Below are 26,998 nucleotides of genomic sequence, written 5' to 3' on the forward strand. Positions count from 1 at the left end.
AGACATGAGTAAATATGATCATATAAGGCTTAGTGCCTATAATGCCAATATGCAGCTGCCCAAATTGGGCCTGGTGCTGTTCACTTTTGGTAACGTAAGCGCCGCCGACAGGGAATTAGGTGTATTTGCGATAAAACCAAGCGGCGTGCCTTATGAAGACTTGTCACCGGAAAAAATGGTAATCGTTGATTTTGATGGCAACACCATCGAAGGCGATCTGCGCCCATCAAGCGATACCAAAACACATGCCGTACTTTATAAACACTGGGAAGGCATCAATGGTATTGTGCATACACACTCCACCTACGGAACAGCCTGGGCACAGTCGCAACGTGATATCCCGATCTTCGGTACTACCCATGCAGATCATTTAACGGTTGATATCCCTTGCGCCCCACCCATGAATGACGAAATGATTAAAGGTAACTACGAGTATCAAACCGGTTTCCAGATCATGGAATGCTTTGAAGAAAAAGGCCTGGATTATAAAGAGGTTGAAATGGTGTTGGTTGGTAACCACGCGCCGTTTACCTGGGGTAAAACCGCCGAAAAAGCGGTGTATAACAGCGCCGTACTGGAAGCTGTAGCCCAGATGGCTTACCTTACCGAGCAAATTGATAAAAGCGCCCCCCGCTTAAAAGATGCACTAATTAAAAAGCATTACGAACGTAAACACGGACCCGATTCATATTACGGACAATAAGCCTGATGAAAAAAATAAACCTGTTTTTCCTGCTGCTTTGTTTTTTTGCCTGCACCCGTTTATCGGCACAGGTGGCAGCTACACCGCCTATGGGCTGGAACAGTTATAACTGTTTTGGTTCGGCAGTACATGAAGATGAAGTTAAGGCCAATGCCGATTACATGGCAGAGCATCTGAAACGACATGGCTGGGAGTATGTGGTAGTCGACTTTTTATGGTCGTACGATAACCCGCCGGGCAGCAATATCGGCAACCCCTTCCAATTGCGTTTACAGGATGGTTCATATGTTCCATGGTTAACTATGGATAAATGGGGAAGGTTAACTCCGCAACCCACTAAATTTCCATCAGCGTTTGGCGGTAACGGTTTTAAACCGCTGGGCGATTATATTCACAGCAAAGGCTTAAAATTTGGGATCCACGTTATGCGCGGCATCCCGAGACAAGCTGTTTGGTCAAAATCGCCGGTTAAAGGTACCAATGGCATTACTGCCGATATGGTGGCTGACACCAACTCAAAATGCCCATGGATGAACCACATGTACGGGCTGGATATGAAAAAGCCCGGCGCGCAGGAATACCTGAACTCGCTGCTGGAGCTTTATGCTTCGTGGGGAGTTGATTTTATTAAGGTAGATGACCTTTCACGCCCATATAGTAATGCCGAGGTTGAAGGTTATCAGAAAGCCATTCAGCAATGCGGCAGGCCTGTTGTATTAAGCTTATCGCCCGGTGAAACCCCGGTTGCGCAAGCGGCTCATGCTACCAAATATGCCAATATGTGGCGCATGGCTGATGATTTTTGGGATAACTGGAAAGAGATCCTGCACATGTTTGATTATGCTAAAAGCTGGGAAGGCGTAAGCGGCCCCGGTCACTGGCCCGATTGCGACATGATCCAGATTGGCAAGCTGAGTAAACGTGGACCTGTAGGCCAGGAGCGCTTTAGCCGTTTTACTGAAGATGAGGAATATACCCATATGACGTTTTGGAGTATCTTCCGTTCACCACTGATGATAGGAGGCAACCTGCCCGAGAACCGCGATTTTGAGTTGAAGCTTTTTACCAATGATGAGGTAATTGCGGTAAACCAAAAAGGATCGAATCCCAAGCAGTTATACAAAAAAGGTGGCGCCATGATCTGGTATTCGCAGATCCCCGGCAGCAAGGATATTTATGCCGCCTTTTTCAATATCGGCGATGATGATAAATCCGTATCCCTGAACTTCAAAGACCTGGGCCTGAAAGGCAAGGTAACTGTACGCGACCTGTGGAAAAAACAGGATGTTGGCCAGTACAAAACAAGCTATCAGCAAAAAATAAACAAACACGGCGCAGCATTATTCAGGCTGTCGCCAAAAAACTAAACCAATTCACTAAATCACTCATTCGCTAAATCAATAATTAATTATAATGATCGATCTGAAAACATTTGAAGTATGGTTCATAACCGGGAGCCAGAATTTATACGGAGAAGAAACACTGAAAAAAGTTGCCGAGCACTCGCAGGAAATTGCTAAAGGTATTGATGGCGCTGCCAATATTCCTGTGCGGGTAGTGTACAAACCAGTTGTTAAATCAACCGAAGAAATCTATAACACTTTACAGCAGGCTAACGTTGCTGAAAACTGTATCGGTGTTATTGCCTGGATGCATACTTTTTCGCCTGCTAAAATGTGGATTCGTGGGTTAAGCATCCTTAAAAAACCGATGCTGCACCTGCATACCCAATATAACCGCGATATTCCATGGAGTTCAATTGATATGGATTTCATGAACCTGAACCAAAGCGCCCACGGCGACAGGGAATTCGGTTTCATGGTATCACGTATGCGCTTGAACCGTAAAGTAGTTGTTGGCCACTGGCAGGATAGCGAAGTATTGAAAGACATTGAAAGCTGGAGCCGTGCGGCAGCAGGCTGGTACGACTGGCAAGGCGCTAAATTTGTTCGCTTTGGCGATAACATGCGCTTTGTAGCTGTTACCGATGGTGATAAAGTTGAGGCCGAATTGAAATTTGGGTTCGCGGTAAATACTTATGGTATCGGCGATCTGGTTGCCGTTGTTGACAGCATCAGCGATGCTGAGGTTAAAGCCCTTACAGATGAGTACGAGGCTACTTACACTATGGCCGATGACCTTAAGCAAGGCGGTGCGAGGTATCAGTCGGTTTATGACGCTGCTAAAATTGAACTTGGCTTACGTAAATTTTTACAAGATGGCGGCTTCAAAGGTTTCAGCGATACGTTTGAAGACCTGCACGGCATGATCCAGTTACCGGGTATTGCTTCGCAGCGCTTAATGGCCGATGGTTACGGTTTTGCTGGTGAAGGCGACTGGAAAACTGCTGCCCTGGTACGTGCATTCAAAGTAATGGGTGCTGGTTTACCAGGCGGTAACGCTTTCATGGAAGATTATACTTACCACTTTGATCCGAACAATGCCTTGGTTTTAGGCTCACACATGCTTGAGGTTGACAGCAGCTTAGCTAATGGCAAAGCAGCGTTAGAAGTACATGCTTTAGGCATTGGCGGTAAGGCCGATCCGGCACGTTTGGTATTTAACGTGGCTGGCGGTGCTGCGTTGAACGCTTCTATCGTGGATATGGGTAACCGTTTCCGTTTAATTGTTAACGAGGTTGAAGCCATTGAGCCTATTGAAGACCTGCCGAAATTGCCAGTTGCAAGGGTGCTTTGGAAGCCACTGCCCGATATGAAAACCGGTTGCGCGGCCTGGATCTACGCCGGTGGTGCACACCACACCGCATACAGCCAAAACCTGTCGGCCGAGTTGATCAATGATTTCGCTGATATGGCTGGTATCGAGTTTTTGCGTATAGGCAAAGACACCAAGCTTGATCAGTTCAGGAACGAGATCAGGTGGAATGACGCGGCTTATAAATAGCCCCCTCTAAATCTCCCCCTGAAAGGGGGACTTTAAAAAATATAAAAAGCCGCCGCCCGACTCCGGCCGAGTGGCGGCAGACGAGGATGACGTAAAAAATAAAATGTCATTGCGAGGAGCGGTAAGGGATTGTGCAAACGGGGCGACGTGGCAATCTCGTAGCAATGCATAGCCGCCTTACAGAGCATGGCTACGAGATTGCCGCGCTACGCTCGCAATGACATAAGTAATAAAACGCGTTAGGGATAGCAGCGGATACCGGCCAGTGAATAAGGCCTTGTGCAGTATGAGCGGATAGCCCGGCCGCAGGTAACGCCCTGATGATGATGTTTAATAATTGATATTAAAAATTGAAAAGAAATACTCGGTTAGCATAAATAACACACAACTATTAATAATGGGTATCTGTAGTTGTAACAGTACTAATAAGGAAATAAAACTAAATGCAAATCGCAAGTAAGCCATAAACTAATAAACTCCCAATAAAACTAAATTTTAAACCAAATAATGAACAAATTTTCCACTATCGATTACGTGATCTTCGTAATCTATTTTATTGTAGTTACGAGCTACGGGTACTGGGTATACAGCCGTAAAAAGATCAAAGGCGTATCTGATAGTCACGACTTTTTCCTGGCCGAGGGGTCGCTTACATGGTGGGCCATTGGTGCTTCGCTAATCGCGTCGAATATATCTGCCGAGCAATTTATAGGCACCAGCGGACAGGGTTTTGCCGTGGGTTTGGCCGTTGCAGCTTACGAATGGGTTGCTGCCATAGCGCTGATCATTGTGGCTGTATGGTTTATACCGGTATACCTCAAAAATAAGATTTTCACCATGCCGCAATTTCTGCATACGCGGTATAATGAAACGGTAAGTTTTATCATGGCCATTTTCTGGCTATTGTTGTATGTGTTAGTTAACCTAACTTCTATACTTTACCTGGGTGCATTGGCCATTAACAACTTAATGGGTGGCGGATACCTGCACGAGATCATTATCGCGCTGTCTATTTTTGCCTTGTTCATTACCCTTGGCGGTATGAAGGTGATCGGTTTTACCGATGTTATACAGGTATTGGTGCTGGTTGTTGGCGGTTTGGCTACCACTTATATAGCGCTTACTTTGGTTAGCGAGCATTTTGGTTTGGGCAAAGACGCCATGGCGGGTCTAAATAAAATGATGAGCGATGCACCAGATCACTTTAAAATGATGATGGCTAAACCTAAACCGGGCGCTCCGCAGGCAGAGATCAACAAATACCTTGCGCTGCCTGGTATTGCTATGTATTTTGCCGGTCAGTGGATAGTGAACCTGAACTACTGGGGCTGTAACCAATACATCACACAAAGGGCTTTGGGTGCTAACCTGAAAACTGCCCGTACAGGGATCCTTTTTGCAGGTTTAATGAAACTGGCTATGCCTGTTATAGTGGTATTACCGGGTATTGCTGCTTACGTATTGTACAAAAACGGTGGCTTGCAACAAGAAATGGCATCGGGTGGTCACTTTAATTCGGATAATGCTTACTCGGCTATATTGGGCTTTTTGCCAACCGGTTTGAAAGGTCTTTCTGTTGCGGCTTTGACGGCTGCTATTGTGGCTTCGCTTGCGGGTAAGGCTAACAGTATCAGTACTATTTTTACGCTTGATATTTACAAAAAACACATCATTAAAGAGGCCAGTGAAAAAAGTATGGTTAATGTAGGCAGGCTTACTATTTTGGCTGCATTAGTGTTCTCTATCATGCTTACCTGGAAAGATCTTTTAGGCATAGGCGGCGAAGGCGGCTTCACCTTTATCCAGAAATACACCGGCTTTATCAGCCCGGGGATCTTCGCCATTTTTATTTTAGGTTTCTTCTGGAAACGTACCACAGGCGCAGCCGCTATTGCAGGTATTTTGACAGGCTTTGGCATGTCGGTATTGTTCAATAACTATGCACCAAAATTGTTTGGTAACGAAACCCTGCTTTATACAGCTTTCCCTAATGGAAAAGGCGGCTATGAGATTCCGTTCCTGATTTGTATGGGGCTATCTTTCATGTTTACCATTATTGTGATGGTGGCCATAAGCCTTGCCGGACCGAAAGTTAATCCGAAAGCATTTGAAATTCCGCGTAGTATGTTCAAGGTTGAGAAATCAACCATGGCATTAATTGTAGTTACACTTATCCTGCTTACCATGCTTTATGCTAAATTCTGGTAAGTACAATAATTTATAAAATGAAGTTTTTTATTGACACAGCCAACCTGGCACAAATTAAAGAAGCCCACGACCTGGGCGTATTAGACGGCGTTACCACCAACCCATCATTGATGGCTAAAGAAGGTATTACCGGCCATGAAAATATCATTAACCACTACAAAGCCATTTGTGAAATTACCGATGGCGATGTAAGTGCCGAAGTTATATCAACCACTTTTGACGAGATGGTTGCCGAAGGCGAAGCGCTGGCTGCTCTTCACGAGCGCATTGTGGTAAAGCTGCCCATGATAAAAGATGGCGTGAAAGCTTTAAAGTATTTTAAGCAAAAAGGAATTAAAACCAATTGTACGCTGGTGTTTTCGGCAGGTCAGGCCCTTTTGGCGGCTAAGGCTGGTGCTACTTACGTATCACCGTTTATTGGTCGTTTAGATGATATCTCAACTGATGGTTTGCAACTGATTGAAGATATCAGGCTGATTTATGATAACTACGGTTATGAAACACAGATCCTGGCAGCTTCGGTACGCCATGCTATGCACATCGTTAACTGCGCTAAGCTGGGTGCCGATGTGATAACCGGTCCGCTGAGTGCTATTACCGCTTTGCTAAAACATCCGCTTACAGATAACGGACTTGCGCAGTTCCTGGCCGACCATGCCAAGGCTGCAGGTGTTTAGTTGAAATATTTGATTTTTGAATAAGAAAGTCCCGCGCGAGGCGGGCTTTTTTAAATTAAATATTTTAAGTGTTTTTTTAACAATTATAAATTAATTTTTATACATTGGTCTCACTGATTCCCAAACCATTAGTTAAACCAATTTATTTGTTCCGGAAATTATAATAGTTAAACGGAAAATGCTTTAAAAAGCAAGCTAACAACCTCAAATTATGAAGAATAACAAGAATTTATTAATGATGTTAAGCTGTTCGGCAGCGCTTTTTGCGGCTTGTAACGGTAATCCAAAAGCAACTGATTCAACCGTGAAAGATTCGACCTCGGTAACTACCCAGTCAATACCCGATTCGGCCAATTTTGAGGCCGATGTACAGGGGAAGAAAGTAAAACTCTTTACCCTGAAAAATAACAGCGGCGCAACAGTGGCCGTTACCAATTATGGCGGCAGGCTGGTAAGCTTACTGGTACCTGATAAAGACGGTAAGGCTACCGATGTTATTTTAGGTTACGATTCATTGAAAAGCTATCAAAAACCAAAGGAGCCGTATTTCGGCGCCATTATAGGCCGCTATGGTAACCGTATTGCCAAAGGTAAATTTACCTTGGATGGCAAAGCTTATCAGCTGGATATTAACGATGGTGTAAACACCCTGCATGGCGGCTTCAACGGCTTTTACGGAAAGGTGTTTGCGGCTAAGCAACTGAGCGCTTCGCAGCTGGAATTTACTTATATTTCAAAAGACGGCGAAGGCGGTTATCCGGGCAATTTAACTGCAACAGTGGTTTATACTTTGGGTGATGACAACGCGCTTAAGATTGAATATAAAGCAACTACCGATAAAACTACCATCGTTAATTTAACCAATCACGCATACTTTAACCTGAATGGCGCGGGCAACCCAACTATTACCGACAATGTACTGCAAATAAATGCGGATGCATTTTTGCCGGTAGATACCACGTTGATCCCGACAGGCAAGCTGCAGCCGGTTAAAGGTACCCCATTTGATTTTACCACTTCAAAAACCATTGGTAAAGACATTGGCATTGCTGATGAGCAACTGAAAAACGGCAAAGGTTATGATCATAACTTTGTATTGAACAAGCATGACCTTAGCACTCCAATTGCTACTGTTAAGAGTACAGTTACCGGCATTACTATGGAGGTATTCACCGAAGAGCCCGGCTTGCAATTTTACTCAGGCAATTTTTTAACCGGCGAAACCAAAGATGGTAAAGGCGGCAAAGCCTATCCTTACCGTTCGGCGTTTTGTTTGGAAACCCAGCATTTTCCGGATGCGCCAAACCAGCCGGCGTTTGCTTCAACCGTGTTAAAGCCAGGCCAAACTTACCATACGGTAACCATTTACAAATTCTCCAAATAAATAAGCGATGCTAAAGAGAGCTTTTTTAATGCTGTGTGCTGCCGGTACTTTTACCGCGCTGCATGCGCAAACACAATATACCATAGCGGCTGATAAGGTAAAGGCACACATTCAGCCAACCATGTATGGGATATTTTTTGAGGATATTAACCTTGCTGCCGATGGCGGTGTTTATGCAGAACTGGTAAAAAACCGTTCGTTTGAGTTCAACATGCCTTTGATGGGATGGAAGGAACATAAAAAGGACGGCGGCGATGGCCGTACAGAAGTAATAAACCGTGCCGTTGAACGGCCGGAGAATGCGCACTTTATAAAAAGCTACATCACAACTGATGCCGGTTTTTACGGTTTCTCGAACGAGGGTTTCCGCGGGATGGGGGTTAAGGAAGGCGAGGAATACAGCTTTTCGGTGATAGCCAAACAGGAAGGTGATACCAATGTAAAACTGAATATTGAGCTGCACGGCGATAACGATGCCGTTATAGGTAAAGCCGAACTTACGCCAACTGATAAAGAATGGAACCGTTACAGCGTGAAGTTTAAATCGGATGCTACAACGCAGAAAGCCCAATTGTATGTTTGGATGAGCGGTAAGGGCGTAATCGACCTGGATATGATCTCCCTATTCCCCGAGCACACCTGGAAAAACCGCCCGGCTGGCCTGCGTGCCGACCTGGTACAGCGATTGGCTGATCTTAAGCCCGGCTTTTTACGTTTCCCCGGTGGATGTATTGTTGAAGGCCGCGAGTTGAGCAACCGCTATCAGTGGAAAAAAACTATCGGCGCGGTTGATAAACGCGAGAATATCATTAACCGCTGGAATACCGAGTTTAAACACCGTCCAACGCCTGATTATTACCAAACTTTCGGTCTGGGCTTTATGGAGTATTTCATGACTGCCGAGGATATTGGCGCTTCGCCTCTGCCTATCCTGAATTGCGGTATGGCCTGCGAATTCAACACCGGTGAGCTGGTGCCTTTGGATAAACTTGATCCTTACGTACAGGACGCGCTCGACCTGATTGAGTTTGCTAATGGCGATGCCAGCACCAAATGGGGTAAGCTGCGTACCGATCTCGGTCACCCGGCACCGTTTAATTTAAAAATGATCGGTGTAGGTAACGAGCAATGGGGCCCGCAATATATCGACCGTTGGAAAATCTTTACCAAAGCCATCAAAACTAAATACCCGGATATCAAGATCGTATCGGCTTTAGGCCCATCACCTGATGGTAAAGAGTTTGAACTGTTAAATAAAACCTTCCGCGGTTTAGGTGCCGATATTTTGGATGAGCATTATTATGCGCCTGCAAAATGGTTTAGGGATAATGCCCGCCGTTATGATAACTACGACCGTAAAGGCCCTAAGATCTTCGCCGGTGAATATGCTGCGCAAAGCAAATCAACCGTAAACCCCGATAACAAAAACAATTGGGAATGTGCATTGTCTGAAGCGGCCTTCATGACCGGTTTGGAGCGTAATGCCGATGTAGTGAACATGGCTTCATACGCCCCTCTTTTCGCACACGTAGAAGGCTGGCAGTGGACACCAAACCTGATCTGGTTTGATAACCTGAAAAGTTATGCTACGCCGAATTATTATGTGCAGCAACTGTTTTCCATTAATAAAGGAACAGATGTAGTGCCGCTTACGTTAAACAACGAAGCCGTAGCCGGCCAAAATGATAGCTATGCTACTGCCAGTTTAGATAAGAATACCAATGAACTGGTGATCAAATTTGTGAATACCAGCACTTCGGCACAAAATGTAAGCTTTAAGATTACCGGCTCAAAAGGTTATCAAAAACAGGCCACGGTTACTACACTAAAAGCCGATGACAAGGATGCTGAAAACTCTTTGACGGCGCCAACAGCAGTTAGCCCTGTTGAAAGCAAGATTGATATTTCGGGCAATACCCTAAAACTGGCAGTTGAACCTTACTCGTTTAAAGTAGTAAGGCTTAAAAATAAATAGCCTTGAAAAAGATCCTATTGATCATATCCTTATTGTTCCCGGGCATTTTCTGCAATGCCCAGGAACTAAGGACTGATATATCGGTACACGATCCGGTAATGACCCGGCAGGATAGTACGTATTACATCTTTTGTACGGGCAACGGCATTGCCATGTGGTCGTCGGCAGATAGGATACACTGGAAAGCCGAGAAACCAGTATTTGCCACACCTCCGCAATGGGCTCTTGACGCTATTGCTGGTTTTAAGGGACATATTTGGGCGCCGGATATTTCTTTTTACAACGGACAATATTTCCTTTTTTACTCGGTATCGGCATTTGGTAAAAATACTTCGGCTATTGGGGTAGCAACCAATACCACGCTTCATACTAATAATCCCAACTATAAATGGGTCGACCATGGTAAGGTGATCCAGTCTATCCCCGGCAAAACCAATTGGAATGCCATCGACCCCAATTTAATTACGGACAAAGACGGCACGCCATATTTGGTTTTTGGCTCATTTTGGGATGGTCTTAAACTGGTGAAACTGAATAAAGACAGGTTGAGCGTGGCAGAGGACCCTAATAACATCCCAACCATTGCTACACGTCGAAAAACAGCGTCAGAAAATCTCCCAGCTGTTGATGGTAACCCGGTTGATGCCGGCGGCAACGCCATTGAAGCGCCCTTTATATTTAAGCACGATAAATATTTCTACCTATTTGCTTCGATAGATTATTGCTGTAAAGGGCCGAAGAGCACTTACAAAATGATTATCGGGCGTTCAAAAACACTGAAAGGGCCATACCTGGATAAAGAAGGCATAGCCATGAACAAGGGCGGCGGCAGTATCCTGCTGGCAGGTGACACTAACTGGTATGGCGTGGGCCATAATGGCGTAAGTACTTTTGACGGTGTCGATTACATCATCTTCCATGGCTATGATGCGGCGGATAGGGGGATCTCGAAACTGAGGATAGAGAAGCTGGATTGGGTTGATGGATGGCCGGTAGTGGGGAAATGAATTAATTAACCTGAAAAACAAGGTAGAGCCGTGCGATTCCCCCTGGGAGCATAGCCGTCAACTTAAGGAATAAAAAGCGGGGAAGGTGCGATTCCCCTCTTGAGAGGGGCGGAGGGGTGTGTCTCTGCTTTGATAAGCCTACAGCAGAAACACACCCCTGCACCGCTCGTCCCTCCGCGCCCCCTCTCGAGAGGGGATTTTGTTCAATAGCTGCTTAAGTTGACGGCTATGCCCATGTGTAGAGAAGGATTTCGTCAATATAAAAAGCGTAGAAACCCCTCCCTGCCACCGCACTTATCGGCCGCACCCCTCCCAAGGGAGGGAATTGGAAAAGGAGCACAGGCCTGTTGGCCGGTGAATTTAAATCGATTACAATATGAAAATATCACAATACCTGATCGCATTAGGCCTGGCATTTGGCAGCCTGACATACGCCAATGCCACAACCCGCGATACCACTTTCCATTCGGGTGGTAATCCCATTATCAGGCACAAGTATACCGCCGATCCGGCGGCTATGGTTTATAAGGATAAGGTATACCTGTACACCGGACATGATGAAGCTGCTCCCGGTCATAACGGCTATACTATGCACGACTGGACCTGCTTCACTACAACCGATATGGTGAACTGGACAGAGCATCCTTCGCCTATGAATGTTAAGGAGTTTAAATGGGCTAAGGATGATGCATGGGCTTCACAGGTGATAGAACGGAATGGCAAGTTTTACTGGTATGTGGCTGTTGAACATGGTACTATCCACGGTAAAGCTATCGGTGTAGCGGTGTCCGATAGTCCGCTGGGGCCGTTTAAGGATGCGCGCGGCAGTGCTTTGGTTACCAATGATATGACGAAAGCCGTTAAGCATTCCTGGGATGATATTGACCCAACAGTTATTATTGGTAAAGACGGGCAGGCCTACCTGTTTTGGGGTAACGGCATTTGCTATTATGCTAAACTTAAAAGCAACATGACCGAGCTTGACGGCGAGATTAAAACGATTACCCTGCCGCATTATACAGAAGCGCCGTGGATCCACGAGCGTAACGGCTGGTATTATTTATCTTATGCTTATGAGTTCCCCGAAAAAATAGCGTATGCTATGAGCCGGAATATCAACGGGCCATGGGAATATAAAGGGATTATCAACGAGATAGCTGGAAACTCCAATACCAATCACCAGGCTATTATTGAGTTTAAGGGCAAATGGTATTTTATATATCATAATGGGGCGTTAGTGCCTGATGCGGGCAGTTTCCACCGTTCCGTTTGCATCGATTATTTGTATTACAATAAAGATGGAAGCATTAAGCGGGTGGTAATGACCAGCGAAGGGGTTAAGCCGGCCAAATAATTAGTCCCACTGAAGCCTTCCCTCGGTAGGGAGGGCTTTGATGTTTTCCTTACAGATAGTCCAAGGGGCGAATTATTCCGGTTGATAAATACATAATTTGATGAAAAGTAATTTTACCAATTATTTTACTGATATTGCGTTGCTGAAGCAATATGGCCTGTAACCAGTTGACTATGATTGCTTTGGTAAGAAACCAATTATAACAAAATATGATCATTAAAAATGTTTACTTATTACTTGCCGGACTTTTATTGGCCGGTTTTACTTCATGCAAAAAGAAGGAAGTTTTGCCGGGCGATTCCGGGAACGTTCCCGGCGATACGGTGGTAAACACCGGAAAGGCGTTGCCGGCGGGTGCAAAAGACGGGGTTACCTTTATCAATTCGGGTAAATCGGTAATTTTTAACCTGTATGCGCCGGGCAAAAAATCCGTATCAGTAACAGGTGATTTTAACGGTTGGGATGTAAATGACACCAAGGCCGTGATGAACAACACACCCGATGGCAAACGCTGGTGGGTACAAATAGATAACATCGATCCCGCTGCTGAATATGGTTATCAGTTTTATATTGATAAATCATTGAAGGTAGCTGATCCATATACCGAAAAGGTGCTTGACCCTGATAACGATTCATACATTTCTTCAGATACCTATCCCAACTTAAAAAAGTATCCAACCGGGAAAACTACCGGTAATGTAAGCGTTTTTCAGGCCAATCAGCCTGCGTATAGCTGGAAAAACACCAGCTTTACCCGCCCCGATAAAAAGAACCTGGTTATTTATGAATTATTATTACGAGATTTTATTGATGCCCATAACTATCAAACCCTTACAGATACTTTGAAGTATCTCTCAAACCTGGGAGTTAATGCTATTGAACTGATGCCTTTTAATGAGTTTGAAGGTAATCTTTCATGGGGGTATAATCCGTCTTTTTATTTTGCGCCTGATAAATACTACGGTACCAAAAACGCCTTGAAAGCTTTTATTGATGAGTGCCACTCGCGGGGTATAGCGGTGATCCAGGATATGGTGCTTAATCATTCCTTTGGCCAATCACCAATGGTACAGATGTATTTTAACATAACAGCGGGCAAACCTGCGGCCAACAATCCCTGGTATAATGTGGATCCAACGCATCCTTACAATGTAGGTTACCAGTTTAACCATGAAAGCGCCGACACTAAATATTTTGTAAAAAACGTGCTCAAATTCTGGATGACGGAGTATAAGATAGATGGTTTCCGCTTTGACCTTTCAAAAGGTTTTACCCAGGTTAACTATGGCACGTCTGATGCAGCCGTGAACGCATGGAGCCAATATGATGCCAGTCGTGTAGCCATCTGGAAAGATTATAACAACTACATCAAAAGCATCGATAATAATAATTTCTACGTAATACTGGAACATTTTGCGGCTAACCAGGAAGAAAAAGAACTGGCCGGCGAAGGCATGATGCTTTGGAACAACCTGAACTATAATGCCAACGAAGCTACTATGGGCTGGCTAACCAACTCCAATTTTCAGGGTTTGTTTTATGATCAGCATACGTTTACGCAGCCGTATAACCTGGTAGGCTATTTTGAAAGCCATGATGAGGAACGCTTGCAGTTTAAAAATGAAAGTTATGGCAATGCGGTTGGCAGCTACAATGTAAAAGATAAAAACACAGGTTTGGCGCGCGAAGAAATGGCAGCCGCGTTCCTGTTCTCGGTTCCGGGACCTAAGATGCTGTGGCAGTTTGGCGAGCTTGGTTACGATGTAAGTATTAACCAGGGAGGCCGCACCAGCAATAAACCTATCTACTGGAACTATAACACCGATCCTAACAGGAGGCATTTATATGGTGTTTATGCAAAGATGATTAAGATGAAGGAAAAGAACGCTGTATTTGCCTCAACCAATTATACTTATGATCTTGCCGGTCCCATTAAAACAATCCAACTAAAAGATGCCGGCGCGAATGTTGAGGTGGTAGGCAATTTTGACGTGGTGCCGCAAACCGGCAATATCAGCTTCCCGGCTACCGGAATCTGGTACGATAACATTACCAAAACCAGTATAAGTGTAACATCATTGCAATATTCCATGACGCTGAAACCCGGCGAATATCATGTTTACAGCAGTGTTCCTTTACAGCAATAACGAGGTTAAAACACTAAGTGTTAAGGCTTCAGGGAGTTGATAAATGCTGTTTTTACGACGTAGTTTTCAACAGGGAATTACACTTCCGAAAACTTTAAACGTGTAATGGCCTTATTTTTAATTGATTGTTAATAATTAATGTTACCTTTGTAGTAATTAAATAAAAATATAATGCAAGGAACAGTAAAATTCTTTAATGAAACCAAAGGTTTCGGATTTATTACGCCAACTAATGGTGGTGCCGAAGTTTTTGTACACGTATCAGGCCTGATCGACACTATCCGTGAAAACGATAGCGTTACCTACGATGTAGAGCAAGGCAAAAAAGGCTTAAATGCGGTAAATGTAAAAGTAGGTTAAACTATCAATTATATAAAAATCGTACAGCATCTGTTCAGCAATGGGCAGATGCTTTTTTTATACAATAAAAAAAGCCTAACGTATGCTATAAAACAGCTCCGTTAGGCAATAATTATATTCAACAGGGGAGTTTTCCTAAAAAGGCTTTACCATCTGCACTAAGGCATCAATAAATTTAGGTGCATCATTCAAACTCTCAACCAGTTGCACATGCTCACCGCCGAGGGCTTTAAATTCGTCACCATATTCGGTAGTTACTTCATATACGGTTTCAAGGCAGTCGGCTACAAAGGCGGGACAAAATACCAGGAGACGTTTTTTACCTTCGCCGGCCAGTTTGGCTACAATTTCGCTGGTGTAAGGCTGCACCCATGGGTCGTTGCCCAGGCGCGATTGAAAGCAGATGGTATATTTCTCTTTCGGAATGCCCATTTTTTCAGCTATCAGTTTCGCGGTATGGTGCGATTGTGCCGAATAGCAAAACCTGTTGGCATCAGTAAGCGTTTCACAGCAGCCTGCAGATTTAAGGCAGGTATTATGAGTATGATCGGCTTTAATCAGTTGCCTTTGCGGCAGTCCGTGAAAGCTAAATAAAACATGATCGTACGTTTCAGGATTATATTTTTGAGCGTTATCAGCAAAAGTTTCAATCATCAGCTCATTATCATGGAAAGAGTTGATGAACGTAATATTTGGCGATGTTGGCCATTTGCCAACAATGTCCATCACCTTTTCATAAACAGACCCGGTACTGGCCGAGGCATATTGCGGAAACAAAGGGATTACCTGGATACTTTCAACGAGGGCTGCCTTCAGTTTCTCCAAAGCCGATTCGATAGAAGGGTTTTGGTAACGCATAGCCAGCTCAACCATATAGTCATCGCCAAGGCGCTGTTGCAAGGCCCGCTGTTGTAAAATGCTGTAGTGTAACAGCGGTGAGCCTGTTTTAGGATCCCAGATGGCCTGGTACAATTTGGCCGATTTAGGCGCCCTGAACGGAACAATAAGGCCTTTAACTAAAAGGGTACGTGAAATGGCCCCGATATCAATAACCCGCGGATCCATCAAAAATTCATTTAAATAACGCTTTACATCTGCTGTGCTGGGGCTATCCGGGGTGCCCAGGTTAATCAGTAAAATTCCTTTTTTAGCCATAACTGTAGGCGCAAAAATAGCAAAAAATGCCCCGTAAGTTATGACGGTGGTCACAATTTACAAATAAATGAGGTGTAAGGTTTATTTATTCCCTGTCACAGTATACTCCCGTTATTATAGGGGACGAAGCAATTTCCAGCTTTGCAGGGAGATTTGCACGATTACCTGTCTGTTTGTGGGGATTGTTTCGTTTTTTTATTATGATGTGATTGTAATGTGTTGATTATTAAGGCTTTTTTGAATGGGTTTCATGATGTGGGCGTTGCCTGCGGCCCGGGCTTTACGCTGCAAATCCTCGCCTTGTCTGTACGCACTGAGGCTTGCACAAGGCTGTGGGTTTTCCGCTGCAATCCCTAACGCTGCCCCGCGCAACATCCCTAAATATATTTTATGTGTCATTACGATTTTTTCCGAGCTTAATAGTGGATACGATGACGAGCAGCGGATTATGGATTGGTTAATCTCTGCTTTTCGGCAACGGAGCTTTCCACAATCTCCACCACGGTACACCAGGCGATTCATGGTGCTCATAATGATAACCAAAAAAATAGCAGCTAAAAAATGCAGCCAAATGATTACGGCGTTGGCTCCGGGCAAAGTGCCGGTTATCGTGTTCGCCTTTATGCGGTTGGTACGTACCAAAGTAAAATAACTGTAATGTGCTCAGTAATGATGGTACAACCCAAAACATGATCAGGTTTGGCTGTGGGATCCAGATCTTCAGGATATTAAATACAACAGCCATCACCACAATTTGCCATATGGACAGGTAATTGCGGATAAATTGTGCATACCATGCAAAAAAGCTGCCCTGATGATAATCCGGATCTTCATGGGTATGTACGTGGCTATGGTGCCTGTGGTGTTTAGTGTACAATTGCGGGTACCAGAACGAGGCATATAGGAACGTGCTGAGGTAACCCACAAAGTTATTTAAGCCCTTATCAGGCGAAACTGTACCATGCATAGCATCATGTGCGGTGATGAACAGCCCGGTATAAAGGTGCATTTGCACCAGCATCAGTACATAAACAAGAGGATTGCTGAAACTGAAATGCCATTGCATCAGTAATGTAATGCTTGTTACCCAACAGCCAATTACCAGCGCGGCTACAAATAAACCAGTATTTGACGGACTTTTTTGCATGTTACCTATTACAGCAAAAAGCGTGCTGTTAAAAGCTTTCTATAGTGGCTTTTACTTTCTGCATCAGCCACATGGGGGTTGATGTTGCACCGGCAATACCAATGGTATCATTTGGTGCAAACATGTTTTTATCCAGTTCGTCGGTTGAGGATATGAAGTAAGTATTGGGATTGTGCTTGCGGCATACTTCATACAATACCTTACCGTTTGATGATTTTTTGCCCGATACAAAAACAATCTTATCAAAGCGCGTTGCAAATTTGGGCAGGTCTTTATCCCGGTTACTTACCTGGCGGCAAATAGTATCATTAGCCTTAAGGGCGTAGCCGCGTGAAATAAGCTCATCTTTAACCGAGTAGAATTTATCCATACTCTTGGTGGTTTGGCTATACAACGTAATGTTGTGCGGTAATTCTACATTGTCAAGCTCGGCAATATCCTGGAAAACTATCGCCTCATTATTGGTTTGTCCCTGCAGGCCAACCACTTCTGCATGACCGTGCTTGCCAAAAATCAGGATCTTCTCGTTCGAGTCATATGAGGTTTTGATGCGGTTTTGTAGTTTAAGCACTACCGGACATGAGGCATCAATAAGGGTGATGTTATTCTCTAAAGCCGTACGGTAGGTGTCGGGAGCTTCACCATGGGCACGGATGAGCACCTTTTCATTACGGAGATCTTTAAGCTGGTCGTGTTCAATGATACGCAGGCCTTTTGCTTTAAGGCGTTCAACTTCCTCGTCATTATGCACAATATCGCCAAGGCAGTACAGGTAGCCATCTTCTTCTAAAATCTCCTCGGCCATATCAATGGCATAAACCACCCCAAAGCAAAAGCCCGAATCCTGATCAATAGTAACCTTTAACTGATAATCTCCCATGGTGTTGCAAATTTACGGCAAAAATAACCGTTGATGGTAATGATTGCGTTGATTTTGATGATTATTATATCACTAAATAGTTGATCCCTTAGCTCAATACATCAAATTCAAGACAGCAAAAAATACAAATTGTGCAATCAGTAATGCCGGACCAACAATAGCTTGCCGCTTAAATTTAAACTGCTCAAATATAAAAAGCAGCAATGCACTCAGCGCAAACCAACAAACATAGTTTTTAAACGGAACGCCGGCATCCAGCCAATGCCAGTAATCAAAATGTATGGCAATAGGCTCAATCAGTACATCGAGCAAGGTAAGGATCGTAGCTCCTGAAAGTATCCTTACTAATGTGCTTTTTAGGCGGCTTCGCTGCAGGGTAATGCCCGCGGCATAGACCAGCAGGAACCAATTTACCCCTATCATCAGGGGAATTTCAAATAGTTTAATGCCAAGTGTTCTGCCATATTGATAATGCCCGAAGAGCCAACCGGTATGTACACCGATGTATTCGGCCAGGAAGCCGATGCCGAAGGCGGTCAATGCAAACAGCAGAAACCTGCTGTCAAAATTGTCATAACTATAAACGATAATCCCGAGCATCAATAGTAAATGCCATGGTACCAGGGTTATAAATAATACGGTTAATGAGGGGATAATAAAGCCTGCCAACCCTACCAAATGAAACAGGAAAATAACTATGATACAGATCTTGTTTTTTGGCCAGTCAGAATTATCGGATGCTATGGGTCTCAAATTTTTCGCCCTTTCCACATCGTGGTTTTGGTGAGATACCTTTGGATGGATAAAACAGCTACGACAAGCAGGCTAAACATTTGGGCAGGATGTAAAAGGATGTTATACTCCGCTTTTTGACCGGCCGAAAGGGAGATCATGATCCGCGTAAGAAAAATCAGCCCTGCGGTAAAAAATATCAGCGGCATGTTCAGGGTTGTCAGGATAATCAGCGGACCGGCAATAGTGATGGTAATGTACACCAAAAAACCAATGATGCTATAGTTAAAAGCCGCCAGGAAATTTTTACTGAACCCGTTTATAGCTTCGCCATATCCCCGGTACATACGGCAGCTGATCATGCCGTTGGCCAGCAGGGCCTCGCCATTATAACGCTCCGCTTTTATGAGGCGCATGATCTCCACATCTTCCACCACCTTGTTTTTTACTGCTTTGTGCCATTGGTGTTTGTGATAAATAGCAGCATCAAACAACATAAACTGCCCGCTGGCGGCTGCTACTGAGGCGTTTTTTAATATATATACCAGGCGTAAAGGCAGCAGGTTTAGCAATATGAAATGCATGAGAGGTACTACCAGGTTCTCGCCAAAGGTAAGCATGGTTTGATTGCTGAACAGGCTTAGTAAACCCAGCTGGTGCAAATGCATACGGTGTACCGCGCTGTTGATAAGGCGGTTACTAACTTGTTCGTCAGCATCCAAAAACAGCAGGTATTTACCATCGGCCTGTTTAGCCATTTGATGGCAGGCGTAATTTTTTCCCATCCAGCCATCCGGTAATTTACCTCCCTTTAACACCCTGAAATGAGGGTGACCGGCGGCAAATTCAGTACAAACATGATAAGTATCATCGCTTGAATCATCGTCATAAATAATAACCTCGTAGTTGTTATAATCCTGCTGATGAATGGAATTTAACAGGGTTAATATGTTTTCGGCCTCGTTGCGTGCAGGGATCAGGATAGAAACTTTATCCGAATAATACCGCCCTATATGGGGCAGCTTAGGGTTGGAGATATAATTGAATAGCGTTACTGCAAACCTGAGTATGATAAAAAAGAGGGTTATTAATATAGCTATGGTCACTTTTTATATATCAAATTCGGTTTGCAGCGCTTTGGAGGCTTCATAATGCCTTTGGTAAGCCTCTTGTAATTTACTTATGCTTTTACCGGTGTAATTTTCTGGTTCGTTTTTTAAATAAACGGTTGCCGTTGCCTTTTTATGTTTAAAGTACTGAATAAAAGTTGAAGCAAAAACGAGCTGGAAATTCCCGTTTGCTTTTTCAATGATTCTCATAACCCCTTTTTCAAAGTTTATGCTGGTAACAAAGTTAGCGTACAGTTTGCCCTGCGGAAACATCAAAACCAAATTTGCGGGATCGGTAAGCAATCCGGCAGCATAGTCAAGTGATTGGATGATACTTTTTGAATCTTTTTTTACCGAAAAAGCACCCACATATTTCAGGAAGCGCTCGTTACGGGCAGTCTCTTCCAGGATCATGACATGTAACTTTTTCTTCAGCAATTTATCGTTTACGCAGTATAATATCAACCCATCCCAAAAACTAAAATGGTTGCCTATCAGCAGCACCGACTTGTTTTCATCAATCACAATATCGTTAAACAATAGCTCATGAAACGTTTTGCTAACTATCCATTTAATATAATAATGGACAATACGGCTCATGAAAAGGTTTTCTTTATTGCGGATCATATTTTGACACGAATGTATTGCATGTTGCCGACAATTTTATCGAATTACACGAATTTTGCTGATGGCTTATCAAATGGAATTAGCACCAATTCGAAACAATTCAGGAAATTAGTGTCAATTAATTAGTGCTCCATATTGATCTGGTTCTTCAACGCTTGCTGATGCGCGTTATTAATGTTCTCCTTCAACTGCTCAAAACTAAGTTCGCCGGCAACACCTAAATCAAACAAATGAACATAGGCACGGGGCTTCAGGCTTTCAAAGTAATCGATCAGGGTACAATGATAAACCACCTGACAGGGGCCTTTTATCTGTCGCATCAGTTTATAAACACCGGTTTCAACACGGATATGCGTTTCATGGTTTGAATAGAGCTCGCCCTGTGGAAATATCACGATGAGGTTATCAGGATCATTTAATATCCCGGCCGAGTAACTGAGCGAGTCGAGTATTGCCCTCGACCCTTTTTGAATAGAGTAAGCACCAATGTACCGAAAATAACGATGCTGATCGAACTGGTCCTGCTGCATCATGATGTAGAATTGCTTTTTGAGATCATAAACAGCTGTCCGGTTAGCAATGAAACCATCCCACCAGCTAAAATGATTGGTCAAAAGCAATATTGAATGGCCCGGGCGTGGCTCAAAGGGCTGTACATTAACCTCTTTAAAATTACGACCGATCCACCATTTTACGCAACGGATGAATAGTTTACTCCAAAATTTCTTTTTACGCGAAGGTACCATGTTTATTTAACTAAATACTCGTCAAGTGCCTTTGTAACCAACCAGTGCCCAAGTTCAATTTCATGCACTTCGGCATTATGGAGCATTCCTAAAAATGGCATTGCCGCCGATTTAGGGAAAAGCTTATCATGCCTGCCAAATATCAGCAAACATTTAATTTTATGCTGATTGATTAGTTGTGCTACTTTCTGCACATCAGGCTTTAACTGCCTGATCAAATTTAGGGTATAATAGGTGTCAAGCCGTTTTTGTTCGGTATCAATTTCATTATAAGCTATGCGGTAAAGGCTTTCGTCAATAGCGCCAACGGTTTTCATGCTTTTAACTAAAAAAGGCGCCAGCCATTTGCTTTTTGTGGCCGTACGGAAAATTGCGCGTCCAAGCTTATTATGCAATATAAAATGAAAGCCTTTAAATACAGCCAGGCCATCAGGGGCCATTAAAATGATATCATCGATCATATCGGCATATTCTTCAACCAATATCAGGGCCAGGTTGGCGCCTATAGAATAACCCATTACCGAAAAACGTTGTCGGCCGTAAAGCTTAAACCATTCTTCCATGTAGCTGCGTACCATGGTTTTGGGCATCCCGGCCACGATCTGTTGTTCTGTCCAGCCATCCAGCCTGCTTTCGCCATGAAAAAAGTGATCGAAACCATAGATATGATATTGGGGTAGGATAGATTGATCAAGTACATGAAACTGCTTCCCTGTCATGCCATAGCCATGAAAGGCCAGCAGCGGCTTTTGACCGGTACCATACTCGTGAAAATGTGCTTTGCCCAAGCCGGGCAGATGTAAAAACCCCATTAAGGCAATATTAAGAATTTATGGCTTTTGTACAGTAAACAACCATGTTTTGTTTTGAATGATGGAATAGTCTTTTTATAAAATTGTCATTTCGATGAACGGCGGAGGGGGTGAAGCGGGGCGTGAAGAGAAATCTTCTGCTTCCTGCAAATCCACCATACATGGTTTACTTACCGGGTGTACAAGATTTCTCACCCGTTCCTCATATGATAAACGACATTTTTTTATTTATCGATATACTTCATGATCATGTCCGTAGCCCCTACGTTTTCCTTCACATAATTAAATACCTTTTTACGGGTAATATTATAAAACGCCTCGTCATTAACCAGTGTGTCAACAATATCTTTTAATTCTGTTTCATTGCTGATGCTAAAACCAGCTTTAATGGCTATAAGTTCCTTGGCTTCGTTAAATTTCTGATAATTAGGGCCAAAAATAACCGGCAGACCGAACGCGGCTGCCTCCAGGGTATTATGAATTCCCACACCAAAGCCGCCACCTATGTAAGCAACGTCGGCATAAGCATAAAGCGATGAAAGCATGCCAATATTATCTATCACCAGCGATTGAAGATTATTAGATGTAAGCGATTGGTTAATAAAATCTCCCGACTTCAGACCTTCGGCTTCGGTTTTTAGCTGTGAAAACGTGATGGCTTTTCCTTCCGGAAGCAACTCTATCAAGTTATTGATCTTTTCTTCCGGTATTTCATGCGGAGCGAAGATGAATTTCCAGTTGGGATATTGGATTACCAGTTTAGCCAGGAAGGCTTCATCTTGCGGCCAGGTGCTGCCCGCGATAAACAGTTTATGCCCGTTTTTAAATTCTTCAATCAGGGACAATTGTTTAGGATTTTGTGCATTGGCCCAAACACGGTCAAAACGGGTATCACCGCTTACCGATGTATTGGTAATCCCTATGTTTTGCAATAGCTGCTTAGATTTGTTATCCTGTAAAAAAAAGTGGCTTACCAGGCTTAATATTTTGCGGTTAAAACCGCCATACCATTTAAAAAACACCTGTTCGGGTCTGAAGATGCCCGATACGATATACAGAGGGATGTTACGCTTGTTTGCTTCATTAAAAAAATGGAACCAGTACTCGTATTTAGTAAAAATGACAATTTTGGGGTTAATGGCATCAATAAACCTGCGGGCGTTTCGGGCGGTATCCAAAGGCAAGTAGTAAACATAGTCGGCCAATGGGGTGTTTTTCCTGATCTCATATCCCGAAGGAGAAAAAAAAGTGATTACTATTTTCTTTACGGGATGTAAATTTCTCATAGCTTCCAGTATGGGCCTTCCTTGCTCAAATTCGCCAAGTGAAGCAAAATGAAACCAAACACTGCTATCTATACGTACAAAAACAATGTTTTTACGTCCTGCAATCCAAAGTTTTGCCTTGTTGTTAAATAGCGAGGCAAAACGGATAAAAAGGGAATATAATTTGATACCTATATTATATAATAACATCAATTTTAACGCTGAATGATTATCTTAGCCGGGCATAAAAGTAATAACAATAATTACAATATTAGTTTTATGGCCCGCCCGGTGCTATAATAAGCTGGTTATATGGTTGATCATACAAATATTGCTAACCTTAATTTAAAACACATTTAACACTATGAAAATTGCAGTAATTGGCACAGGTTATGTAGGCCTGGTAACGGGAACTTGTTTAGCTGAAACGGGAAATGAAGTAACCTGTGTGGATATCGTGGAAGAAAAAGTAAACAAGATGCGGAATGGCGAGATGCCGATCTATGAACCGGGTCTTGATATTTTATTTCTGCGCAACATTAAACAGGAAAGGTTAACCTTTACCACCAACCTTGCCGAAGCAATAGCCCCGGCCAAAGTGATCTTTTTGGCGTTACCAACGCCTCCGGGCGCCGATGGGGCAGCCGATTTGAGCTATGTACTCGGCGCGGCCAAAGATATAGCCAAACTGATTACCGAGTATAAAGTGATCGTAACCAAATCAACCGTACCGGTAGGTACGGCTGATAAGGTAACCGCAGTGATGAAAGCCAATACCGATGTTCCGTTTGCGGTGGTATCCAACCCCGAGTTTTTACGCGAAGGTGTAGCCGTAGAAGATTTCATGAAACCGGATAGGGTAGTGATCGGCACAACGGATGAAAAAGCCCGCCAGGTAATGGGCGATTTATATGCACCCTATGTGCGCCAGGGCAACCCTATATTATACATGGACGAACGCTCATCCGAGCTAACCAAATATGCAGCCAACTCATTTTTAGCCACCAAGATCACGTTCATGAACGAGATTGCCAACATGTGCGAGCTGGTAGGGGCGGACGTAGATATGGTACGCAAGGGGGTAGGGGCAGATGGCCGCATTGGCAAACGTTTCCTGTTCCCGGGGGTTGGTTATGGGGGCAGCTGTTTTCCTAAAGATGTGCAGGCCCTGTCCAAAGCAGCCGAAGAAAATAAATACGACTTCAAGATCCTCAACTCGGTGATGGAAGTGAACGAAACTCAAAAGAAACGGCTGGTAGTTAAAATGCGTGAATATTATGGTGAAGGCGGACTGAAAGGCAAACATTTTGCCTTGTGGGGACTGGCTTTTAAACCGGAGACCGACGATATCCGCGAAGCACCGGCGCTGTACATCATCGATGAGCTGTTAGCAGCCGGGGCAACAGTTACCGCCTACGACCCGGAAGGCATGCCAAACGTTAAAAAACTACTTGGCGATAAGATAAGCTATGCCACCAACCGGTACAATGCCCTTGATGATGCAGATGCCCTGCTGATTGTGACCGAATGGCCGGTATTCCGTACGCCGGATTTTGACTTTATGAAGGAAAAGCTGAAATCGCCGGTGATCTTTGACGGGCGTAACTTGTATGACCTGGACAGGATGAAAGAATATGGGTTTTATTATAACAGTATAGGCCGTAAAATAGTAGCAATATGACAGCGAGAAAAAGGATCCTGATTACGGGAGCGGCCGGTTTTTTAGGCTCGCACCTGTGCGACAGGTTTATTAAGGAAGATTATCATGTGATTGGGATGGATAACCTGATCACCGGCGATTTAAGGAATATCGAACATTTGTTCAAACTGGAGAACTTTGAGTTTTATAACCATGATGTATCCAAGTTTGTATATGTACCAGGTGAACTGCACTATATCCTGCATTTTGCCTCACCGGCCAGCCCGATTGATTACCTGAAAATTCCGATCCAGACATTGAAAGTGGGCTCACTGGGAACCCATAACCTACTGGGACTGGCCCGGAACAAGAAGGCACGGATGCTGATTGCCTCCACCTCGGAAGTATACGGCGATCCGAACATCAATCCTCAGCCAGAGGAATACTGGGGTAATGTAAACCCGGTAGGCCCGAGAGGGGTGTATGATGAAGCCAAAAGGTTTCAGGAAGCTATTACCATGGCATATCATACCTTCCACGGATTGGAAACGAGGATTGTCAGGATTTTCAATACCTATGGTCCAAGAATGCGACTGAACGATGGAAGGGTATTACCGGCTTTTATAGGGCAGGCACTGCGGGGCGAACCGCTGACGATGTTTGGCGACGGCTCACAAACGCGGTCGTTTTGCTATGTAGATGACCTGATAGAAGGAATCTACAGGTTGCTGCACAGCGATTACGCCCAGCCGGTGAACATCGGTAACCCGGATGAAATCACGATAAAACAATTTGGCGAGGAGATCATTAAGCTGACAGGCACCAACCAGGAGCTGATCAGCCTGCCTTTGCCAACGGACGATCCGAAACAACGCCGCCCGGATATTACTAAGGCTAAAGCCATATTAGGCTGGGAGCCAAAAGTATCCAGGAGTGAAGGTTTGAAGATCACCTTAGAGTACTTCAAGTCATTGCCCGAACATGAAATAAATCATAAAGACTTTACGTATTACAATAAGTAAGGGTAACGAGGCCGGAAATTAATTTTTTTGGCCTTTTTTATAATATAAAAGCGGATGAATTGTCACAATCTGCTTACTTTGCCAAACATTCAAACATACTCTCTATTTAAACCATGAAAATATTAGTAACAGGCGGTTTGGGTTTTATTGGTTCGCATACCGTTGTTGAACTGGTTAACGCGGGATATACCCCCATTATCGTTGACGACCTGTCGAACTCGGACCCTAAAATATTAGATCAGCTTACAAAGATCTTAGGCTTTACCCCGGTATTTCATAAGCTTGACCTTTGCGATGAAGCCGCCGTTAGATCACTTGCTCTTGCCGAACCCGAAATAGGTGGTATCATCCACTTCGCAGCTTTTAAAGCGGTGGGCGAATCGGTAAAAAAACCAATGAAATACTATCGGAATAATTTTTATTCGCTTATCAATCTGCTCGAAGCTTATTACGGTAAGGCTATCAATTTTGTATTTTCATCAAGCTGTACAGTTTACGGGCAGCCCGAAAAATTACCCGTTACAGAGGATGCCCCGGTACAGCCCGCACAGTCGCCATATGGTAATACCAAGCAAATAGCCGAAGAAATTTTAGTTGATATGGTGAATTCCGGCACCAATTATAAAGTGATCTCGCTACGTTATTTTAATCCTGTGGGTGCCCATGAGTCTGCTTTGATTGGGGAGTTGCCAATAGGCGTGCCGCAAAACCTGGTGCCTTTTATTACACAAACTGCCATAGGCAAACGCGAAAAAATAACCGTTTTTGGCAATGATTATAACACGCCTGATGGCAGCTGCATCCGCGATTATATTCACGTAGTTGATTTAGCGAAAGCCCACGTAGCCGCGTTAAGACTTGCCGAAAAAGACGAATTTAAAGGTTATGATGTGTTTAACCTGGGCACAGGCAACGGCACTTCAGTGTTGGAAGTAATTCACGCTTTTGAAAGCACAACAGGCGAAAAACTGAACTATGAAATTGGTCCGCGCCGCGAAGGTGACGTAGAGCAGGTTTGGGGCGATGTTACTAAATCATCAACCAAACTTGGCTGGACGGCAGAACTGGGTATTGGCGAAATGATGTCATCGGCCTGGGAGTGGGAAAAATATATTGCTCAAAATCCGTTCAATTAATATCAACAG

At 43.9% G+C, this 26,998-nt stretch carries 23 protein-coding genes; 14 read left to right on the top strand and 9 right to left on the bottom strand.

The window, feature by feature from the left end:
• Positions 1 to 4: 4 nt before the first annotated feature.
• The 11 genes from FHW88_RS22645 to FHW88_RS22695 all read left to right on the top strand — a co-directional run bounded on the left by FHW88_RS22645 (position 5) and on the right by FHW88_RS22695 (position 14,719).
• Positions 5 to 703 carry an L-ribulose-5-phosphate 4-epimerase gene (locus FHW88_RS22645; protein ID WP_176627999.1) on the top strand — a complete coding sequence of 233 codons (699 nt, stop codon included), beginning with the start codon at positions 5 to 7 and terminating at the stop codon, positions 701 to 703.
• 5 nt (positions 704 to 708) lie between these two features.
• On the top strand, positions 709 to 2,070 hold the full coding sequence (locus tag FHW88_RS22650; protein ID WP_176628000.1) for a glycoside hydrolase family 27 protein: 1,362 nt from the start codon (positions 709 to 711) through the stop codon (positions 2,068 to 2,070).
• A gap of 46 nt (positions 2,071 to 2,116) precedes the next feature.
• A complete protein-coding gene (gene araA / locus FHW88_RS22655; protein ID WP_176628001.1) occupies positions 2,117 to 3,607 on the top strand; it encodes an L-arabinose isomerase in 1,491 nt (496 codons plus the stop codon).
• 507 nt (positions 3,608 to 4,114) lie between these two features.
• Positions 4,115 to 5,815, top strand: a complete 1,701-nt coding sequence (locus FHW88_RS22660) for a sodium:solute symporter family transporter (protein WP_176628002.1) — start codon at positions 4,115 to 4,117, stop codon at positions 5,813 to 5,815.
• Positions 5,816 to 5,832: 17 nt separating this feature from the next.
• Positions 5,833 to 6,492, top strand: coding sequence for a fructose-6-phosphate aldolase (gene fsa, locus FHW88_RS22665; protein WP_090528887.1), 660 nt, complete (start codon positions 5,833 to 5,835; stop codon positions 6,490 to 6,492).
• Positions 6,493 to 6,703: 211 nt separating this feature from the next.
• Positions 6,704 to 7,876 carry an aldose epimerase family protein gene (locus tag FHW88_RS22670; RefSeq protein WP_255485398.1) on the top strand — a complete coding sequence of 391 codons (1,173 nt, stop codon included), beginning with the start codon at positions 6,704 to 6,706 and terminating at the stop codon, positions 7,874 to 7,876.
• Positions 7,877 to 7,883: 7 nt separating this feature from the next.
• Positions 7,884 to 9,851, top strand: coding sequence for an alpha-L-arabinofuranosidase C-terminal domain-containing protein (locus tag FHW88_RS22675; RefSeq protein WP_255485400.1), 1,968 nt, complete (start codon positions 7,884 to 7,886; stop codon positions 9,849 to 9,851).
• 2 nt (positions 9,852 to 9,853) lie between these two features.
• A complete protein-coding gene (locus FHW88_RS22680) occupies positions 9,854 to 10,858 on the top strand; it encodes an arabinan endo-1,5-alpha-L-arabinosidase (protein WP_218117271.1) in 1,005 nt (334 codons plus the stop codon).
• A gap of 376 nt (positions 10,859 to 11,234) precedes the next feature.
• Complete coding sequence (locus tag FHW88_RS22685; protein WP_176628003.1) at positions 11,235 to 12,212, top strand: glycoside hydrolase family 43 protein; 978 nt, start codon at positions 11,235 to 11,237, stop codon at positions 12,210 to 12,212.
• A gap of 209 nt (positions 12,213 to 12,421) precedes the next feature.
• Positions 12,422 to 14,359: an alpha-amylase family glycosyl hydrolase gene (locus FHW88_RS22690; protein ID WP_176628004.1), complete on the top strand. Its 1,938-nt coding sequence runs from the start codon at positions 12,422 to 12,424 to the stop codon at positions 14,357 to 14,359.
• A 168-nt stretch (positions 14,360 to 14,527) separates the two neighbouring features.
• Entirely contained in the window at positions 14,528 to 14,719 is a 192-nt protein-coding gene (locus tag FHW88_RS22695) for a cold-shock protein (protein WP_090528875.1), read from the top strand.
• 135 nt (positions 14,720 to 14,854) lie between these two features.
• Here the strand turns inward: FHW88_RS22695 and hemH are convergent, their stop codons facing one another.
• The 9 genes from hemH to FHW88_RS22740 all read right to left on the bottom strand — a co-directional run bounded on the left by hemH (position 14,855) and on the right by FHW88_RS22740 (position 23,402).
• Positions 14,855 to 15,874 (bottom strand): ferrochelatase, encoded by a 1,020-nt coding sequence (gene hemH, locus FHW88_RS22700; RefSeq protein ID WP_090529663.1) that lies wholly within the window; start codon positions 15,872 to 15,874, stop codon positions 14,855 to 14,857.
• Between the two features lie 457 nt (positions 15,875 to 16,331).
• Positions 16,332 to 17,021, bottom strand: a complete 690-nt coding sequence (locus FHW88_RS22705; RefSeq protein WP_176628005.1) for a fatty acid desaturase — start codon at positions 17,019 to 17,021, stop codon at positions 16,332 to 16,334.
• Positions 17,022 to 17,049: 28 nt separating this feature from the next.
• Positions 17,050 to 17,901, bottom strand: coding sequence for a 4-hydroxy-3-methylbut-2-enyl diphosphate reductase (locus tag FHW88_RS22710; RefSeq protein WP_176628006.1), 852 nt, complete (start codon positions 17,899 to 17,901; stop codon positions 17,050 to 17,052).
• Positions 17,902 to 17,994: 93 nt separating this feature from the next.
• Complete coding sequence (locus tag FHW88_RS22715) at positions 17,995 to 18,672, bottom strand: carotenoid biosynthesis protein (protein WP_176628007.1); 678 nt, start codon at positions 18,670 to 18,672, stop codon at positions 17,995 to 17,997.
• Positions 18,651 to 19,739 (bottom strand): glycosyltransferase, encoded by a 1,089-nt coding sequence (locus FHW88_RS22720; RefSeq protein ID WP_176628008.1) that lies wholly within the window; start codon positions 19,737 to 19,739, stop codon positions 18,651 to 18,653. Before FHW88_RS22720 ends, FHW88_RS22715 begins: the two co-directional genes overlap by 22 nt.
• A 3-nt stretch (positions 19,740 to 19,742) precedes the next feature.
• Positions 19,743 to 20,369 carry a 1-acyl-sn-glycerol-3-phosphate acyltransferase gene (locus FHW88_RS22725; RefSeq protein ID WP_176628009.1) on the bottom strand — a complete coding sequence of 209 codons (627 nt, stop codon included), beginning with the start codon at positions 20,367 to 20,369 and terminating at the stop codon, positions 19,743 to 19,745.
• Between the two features lie 122 nt (positions 20,370 to 20,491).
• The gene (locus tag FHW88_RS22730; RefSeq protein WP_112652761.1) at positions 20,492 to 21,115 is read right to left on the bottom strand and encodes a lysophospholipid acyltransferase family protein; all 624 of its coding nucleotides are present in this window, start codon (positions 21,113 to 21,115) and stop codon (positions 20,492 to 20,494) included.
• Between the two features lie 2 nt (positions 21,116 to 21,117).
• Positions 21,118 to 21,927 (bottom strand): alpha/beta fold hydrolase, encoded by an 810-nt coding sequence (locus FHW88_RS22735; RefSeq protein WP_176628010.1) that lies wholly within the window; start codon positions 21,925 to 21,927, stop codon positions 21,118 to 21,120.
• 224 nt (positions 21,928 to 22,151) lie between these two features.
• The gene (locus FHW88_RS22740; protein ID WP_317171378.1) at positions 22,152 to 23,402 is read right to left on the bottom strand and encodes a glycosyltransferase N-terminal domain-containing protein; all 1,251 of its coding nucleotides are present in this window, start codon (positions 23,400 to 23,402) and stop codon (positions 22,152 to 22,154) included.
• Positions 23,403 to 23,556: 154 nt separating this feature from the next.
• On the opposite strand from FHW88_RS22740, the gene FHW88_RS22745 reads away from it, so the two are divergent.
• The 3 genes from FHW88_RS22745 (at position 23,557) to galE (ending at position 26,989) form a co-directional block, all read left to right on the top strand.
• Positions 23,557 to 24,873, top strand: coding sequence for a UDP-glucose dehydrogenase family protein (locus tag FHW88_RS22745; protein WP_090528852.1), 1,317 nt, complete (start codon positions 23,557 to 23,559; stop codon positions 24,871 to 24,873).
• Positions 24,870 to 25,853, top strand: a complete 984-nt coding sequence (locus tag FHW88_RS22750; protein WP_090528849.1) for a UDP-glucuronic acid decarboxylase family protein — start codon at positions 24,870 to 24,872, stop codon at positions 25,851 to 25,853. Before FHW88_RS22745 ends, FHW88_RS22750 begins: the two co-directional genes overlap by 4 nt.
• 113 nt (positions 25,854 to 25,966) lie before the next feature.
• Positions 25,967 to 26,989: a UDP-glucose 4-epimerase GalE gene (galE, locus tag FHW88_RS22755; protein ID WP_176628012.1), complete on the top strand. Its 1,023-nt coding sequence runs from the start codon at positions 25,967 to 25,969 to the stop codon at positions 26,987 to 26,989.
• The last annotated feature ends 9 nt before the right edge of the window (positions 26,990 to 26,998 follow it).

The sequence above is a fragment of the Mucilaginibacter sp. SG538B genome (assembly GCF_013376065.1).
GTDB classification, from domain to species: domain Bacteria; phylum Bacteroidota; class Bacteroidia; order Sphingobacteriales; family Sphingobacteriaceae; genus Mucilaginibacter; species Mucilaginibacter rubeus.

What these genes read in the sequence shown, in the direction of transcription:
- FHW88_RS22645 (WP_176627999.1), top strand. Translation starts at nt 5, where the DNA reads ATGAGTAAATATGATCATATAAGGCTTAGTGCCTATAATGCCAATATG.
- FHW88_RS22650 (WP_176628000.1), top strand. Translation starts at nt 709, where the DNA reads ATGAAAAAAATAAACCTGTTTTTCCTGCTGCTTTGTTTTTTTGCCTGC.
- araA (WP_176628001.1), top strand. Translation starts at nt 2,117, where the DNA reads ATGATCGATCTGAAAACATTTGAAGTATGGTTCATAACCGGGAGCCAG.
- FHW88_RS22660 (WP_176628002.1), top strand. Translation starts at nt 4,115, where the DNA reads ATGAACAAATTTTCCACTATCGATTACGTGATCTTCGTAATCTATTTT.
- fsa (WP_090528887.1), top strand. Translation starts at nt 5,833, where the DNA reads ATGAAGTTTTTTATTGACACAGCCAACCTGGCACAAATTAAAGAAGCC.
- FHW88_RS22670 (WP_255485398.1), top strand. Translation starts at nt 6,704, where the DNA reads ATGAAGAATAACAAGAATTTATTAATGATGTTAAGCTGTTCGGCAGCG.
- FHW88_RS22675 (WP_255485400.1), top strand. Translation starts at nt 7,884, where the DNA reads ATGCTAAAGAGAGCTTTTTTAATGCTGTGTGCTGCCGGTACTTTTACC.
- FHW88_RS22685 (WP_176628003.1), top strand. Translation starts at nt 11,235, where the DNA reads ATGAAAATATCACAATACCTGATCGCATTAGGCCTGGCATTTGGCAGC.
- FHW88_RS22690 (WP_176628004.1), top strand. Translation starts at nt 12,422, where the DNA reads ATGATCATTAAAAATGTTTACTTATTACTTGCCGGACTTTTATTGGCC.
- hemH (WP_090529663.1), bottom strand. Translation starts at nt 15,874, where the DNA reads ATGGCTAAAAAAGGAATTTTACTGATTAACCTGGGCACCCCGGATAGC.
- FHW88_RS22705 (WP_176628005.1), bottom strand. Translation starts at nt 17,021, where the DNA reads ATGCAAAAAAGTCCGTCAAATACTGGTTTATTTGTAGCCGCGCTGGTA.
- FHW88_RS22710 (WP_176628006.1), bottom strand. Translation starts at nt 17,901, where the DNA reads ATGGGAGATTATCAGTTAAAGGTTACTATTGATCAGGATTCGGGCTTT.
- FHW88_RS22725 (WP_176628009.1), bottom strand. Translation starts at nt 20,369, where the DNA reads ATGATCCGCAATAAAGAAAACCTTTTCATGAGCCGTATTGTCCATTAT.
- FHW88_RS22730 (WP_112652761.1), bottom strand. Translation starts at nt 21,115, where the DNA reads ATGGTACCTTCGCGTAAAAAGAAATTTTGGAGTAAACTATTCATCCGT.
- FHW88_RS22735 (WP_176628010.1), bottom strand. Translation starts at nt 21,927, where the DNA reads ATGGGGTTTTTACATCTGCCCGGCTTGGGCAAAGCACATTTTCACGAG.
- FHW88_RS22740 (WP_317171378.1), bottom strand. Translation starts at nt 23,402, where the DNA reads ATGTTATTATATAATATAGGTATCAAATTATATTCCCTTTTTATCCGT.
- FHW88_RS22745 (WP_090528852.1), top strand. Translation starts at nt 23,557, where the DNA reads ATGAAAATTGCAGTAATTGGCACAGGTTATGTAGGCCTGGTAACGGGA.
- FHW88_RS22750 (WP_090528849.1), top strand. Translation starts at nt 24,870, where the DNA reads ATGACAGCGAGAAAAAGGATCCTGATTACGGGAGCGGCCGGTTTTTTA.
- galE (WP_176628012.1), top strand. Translation starts at nt 25,967, where the DNA reads ATGAAAATATTAGTAACAGGCGGTTTGGGTTTTATTGGTTCGCATACC.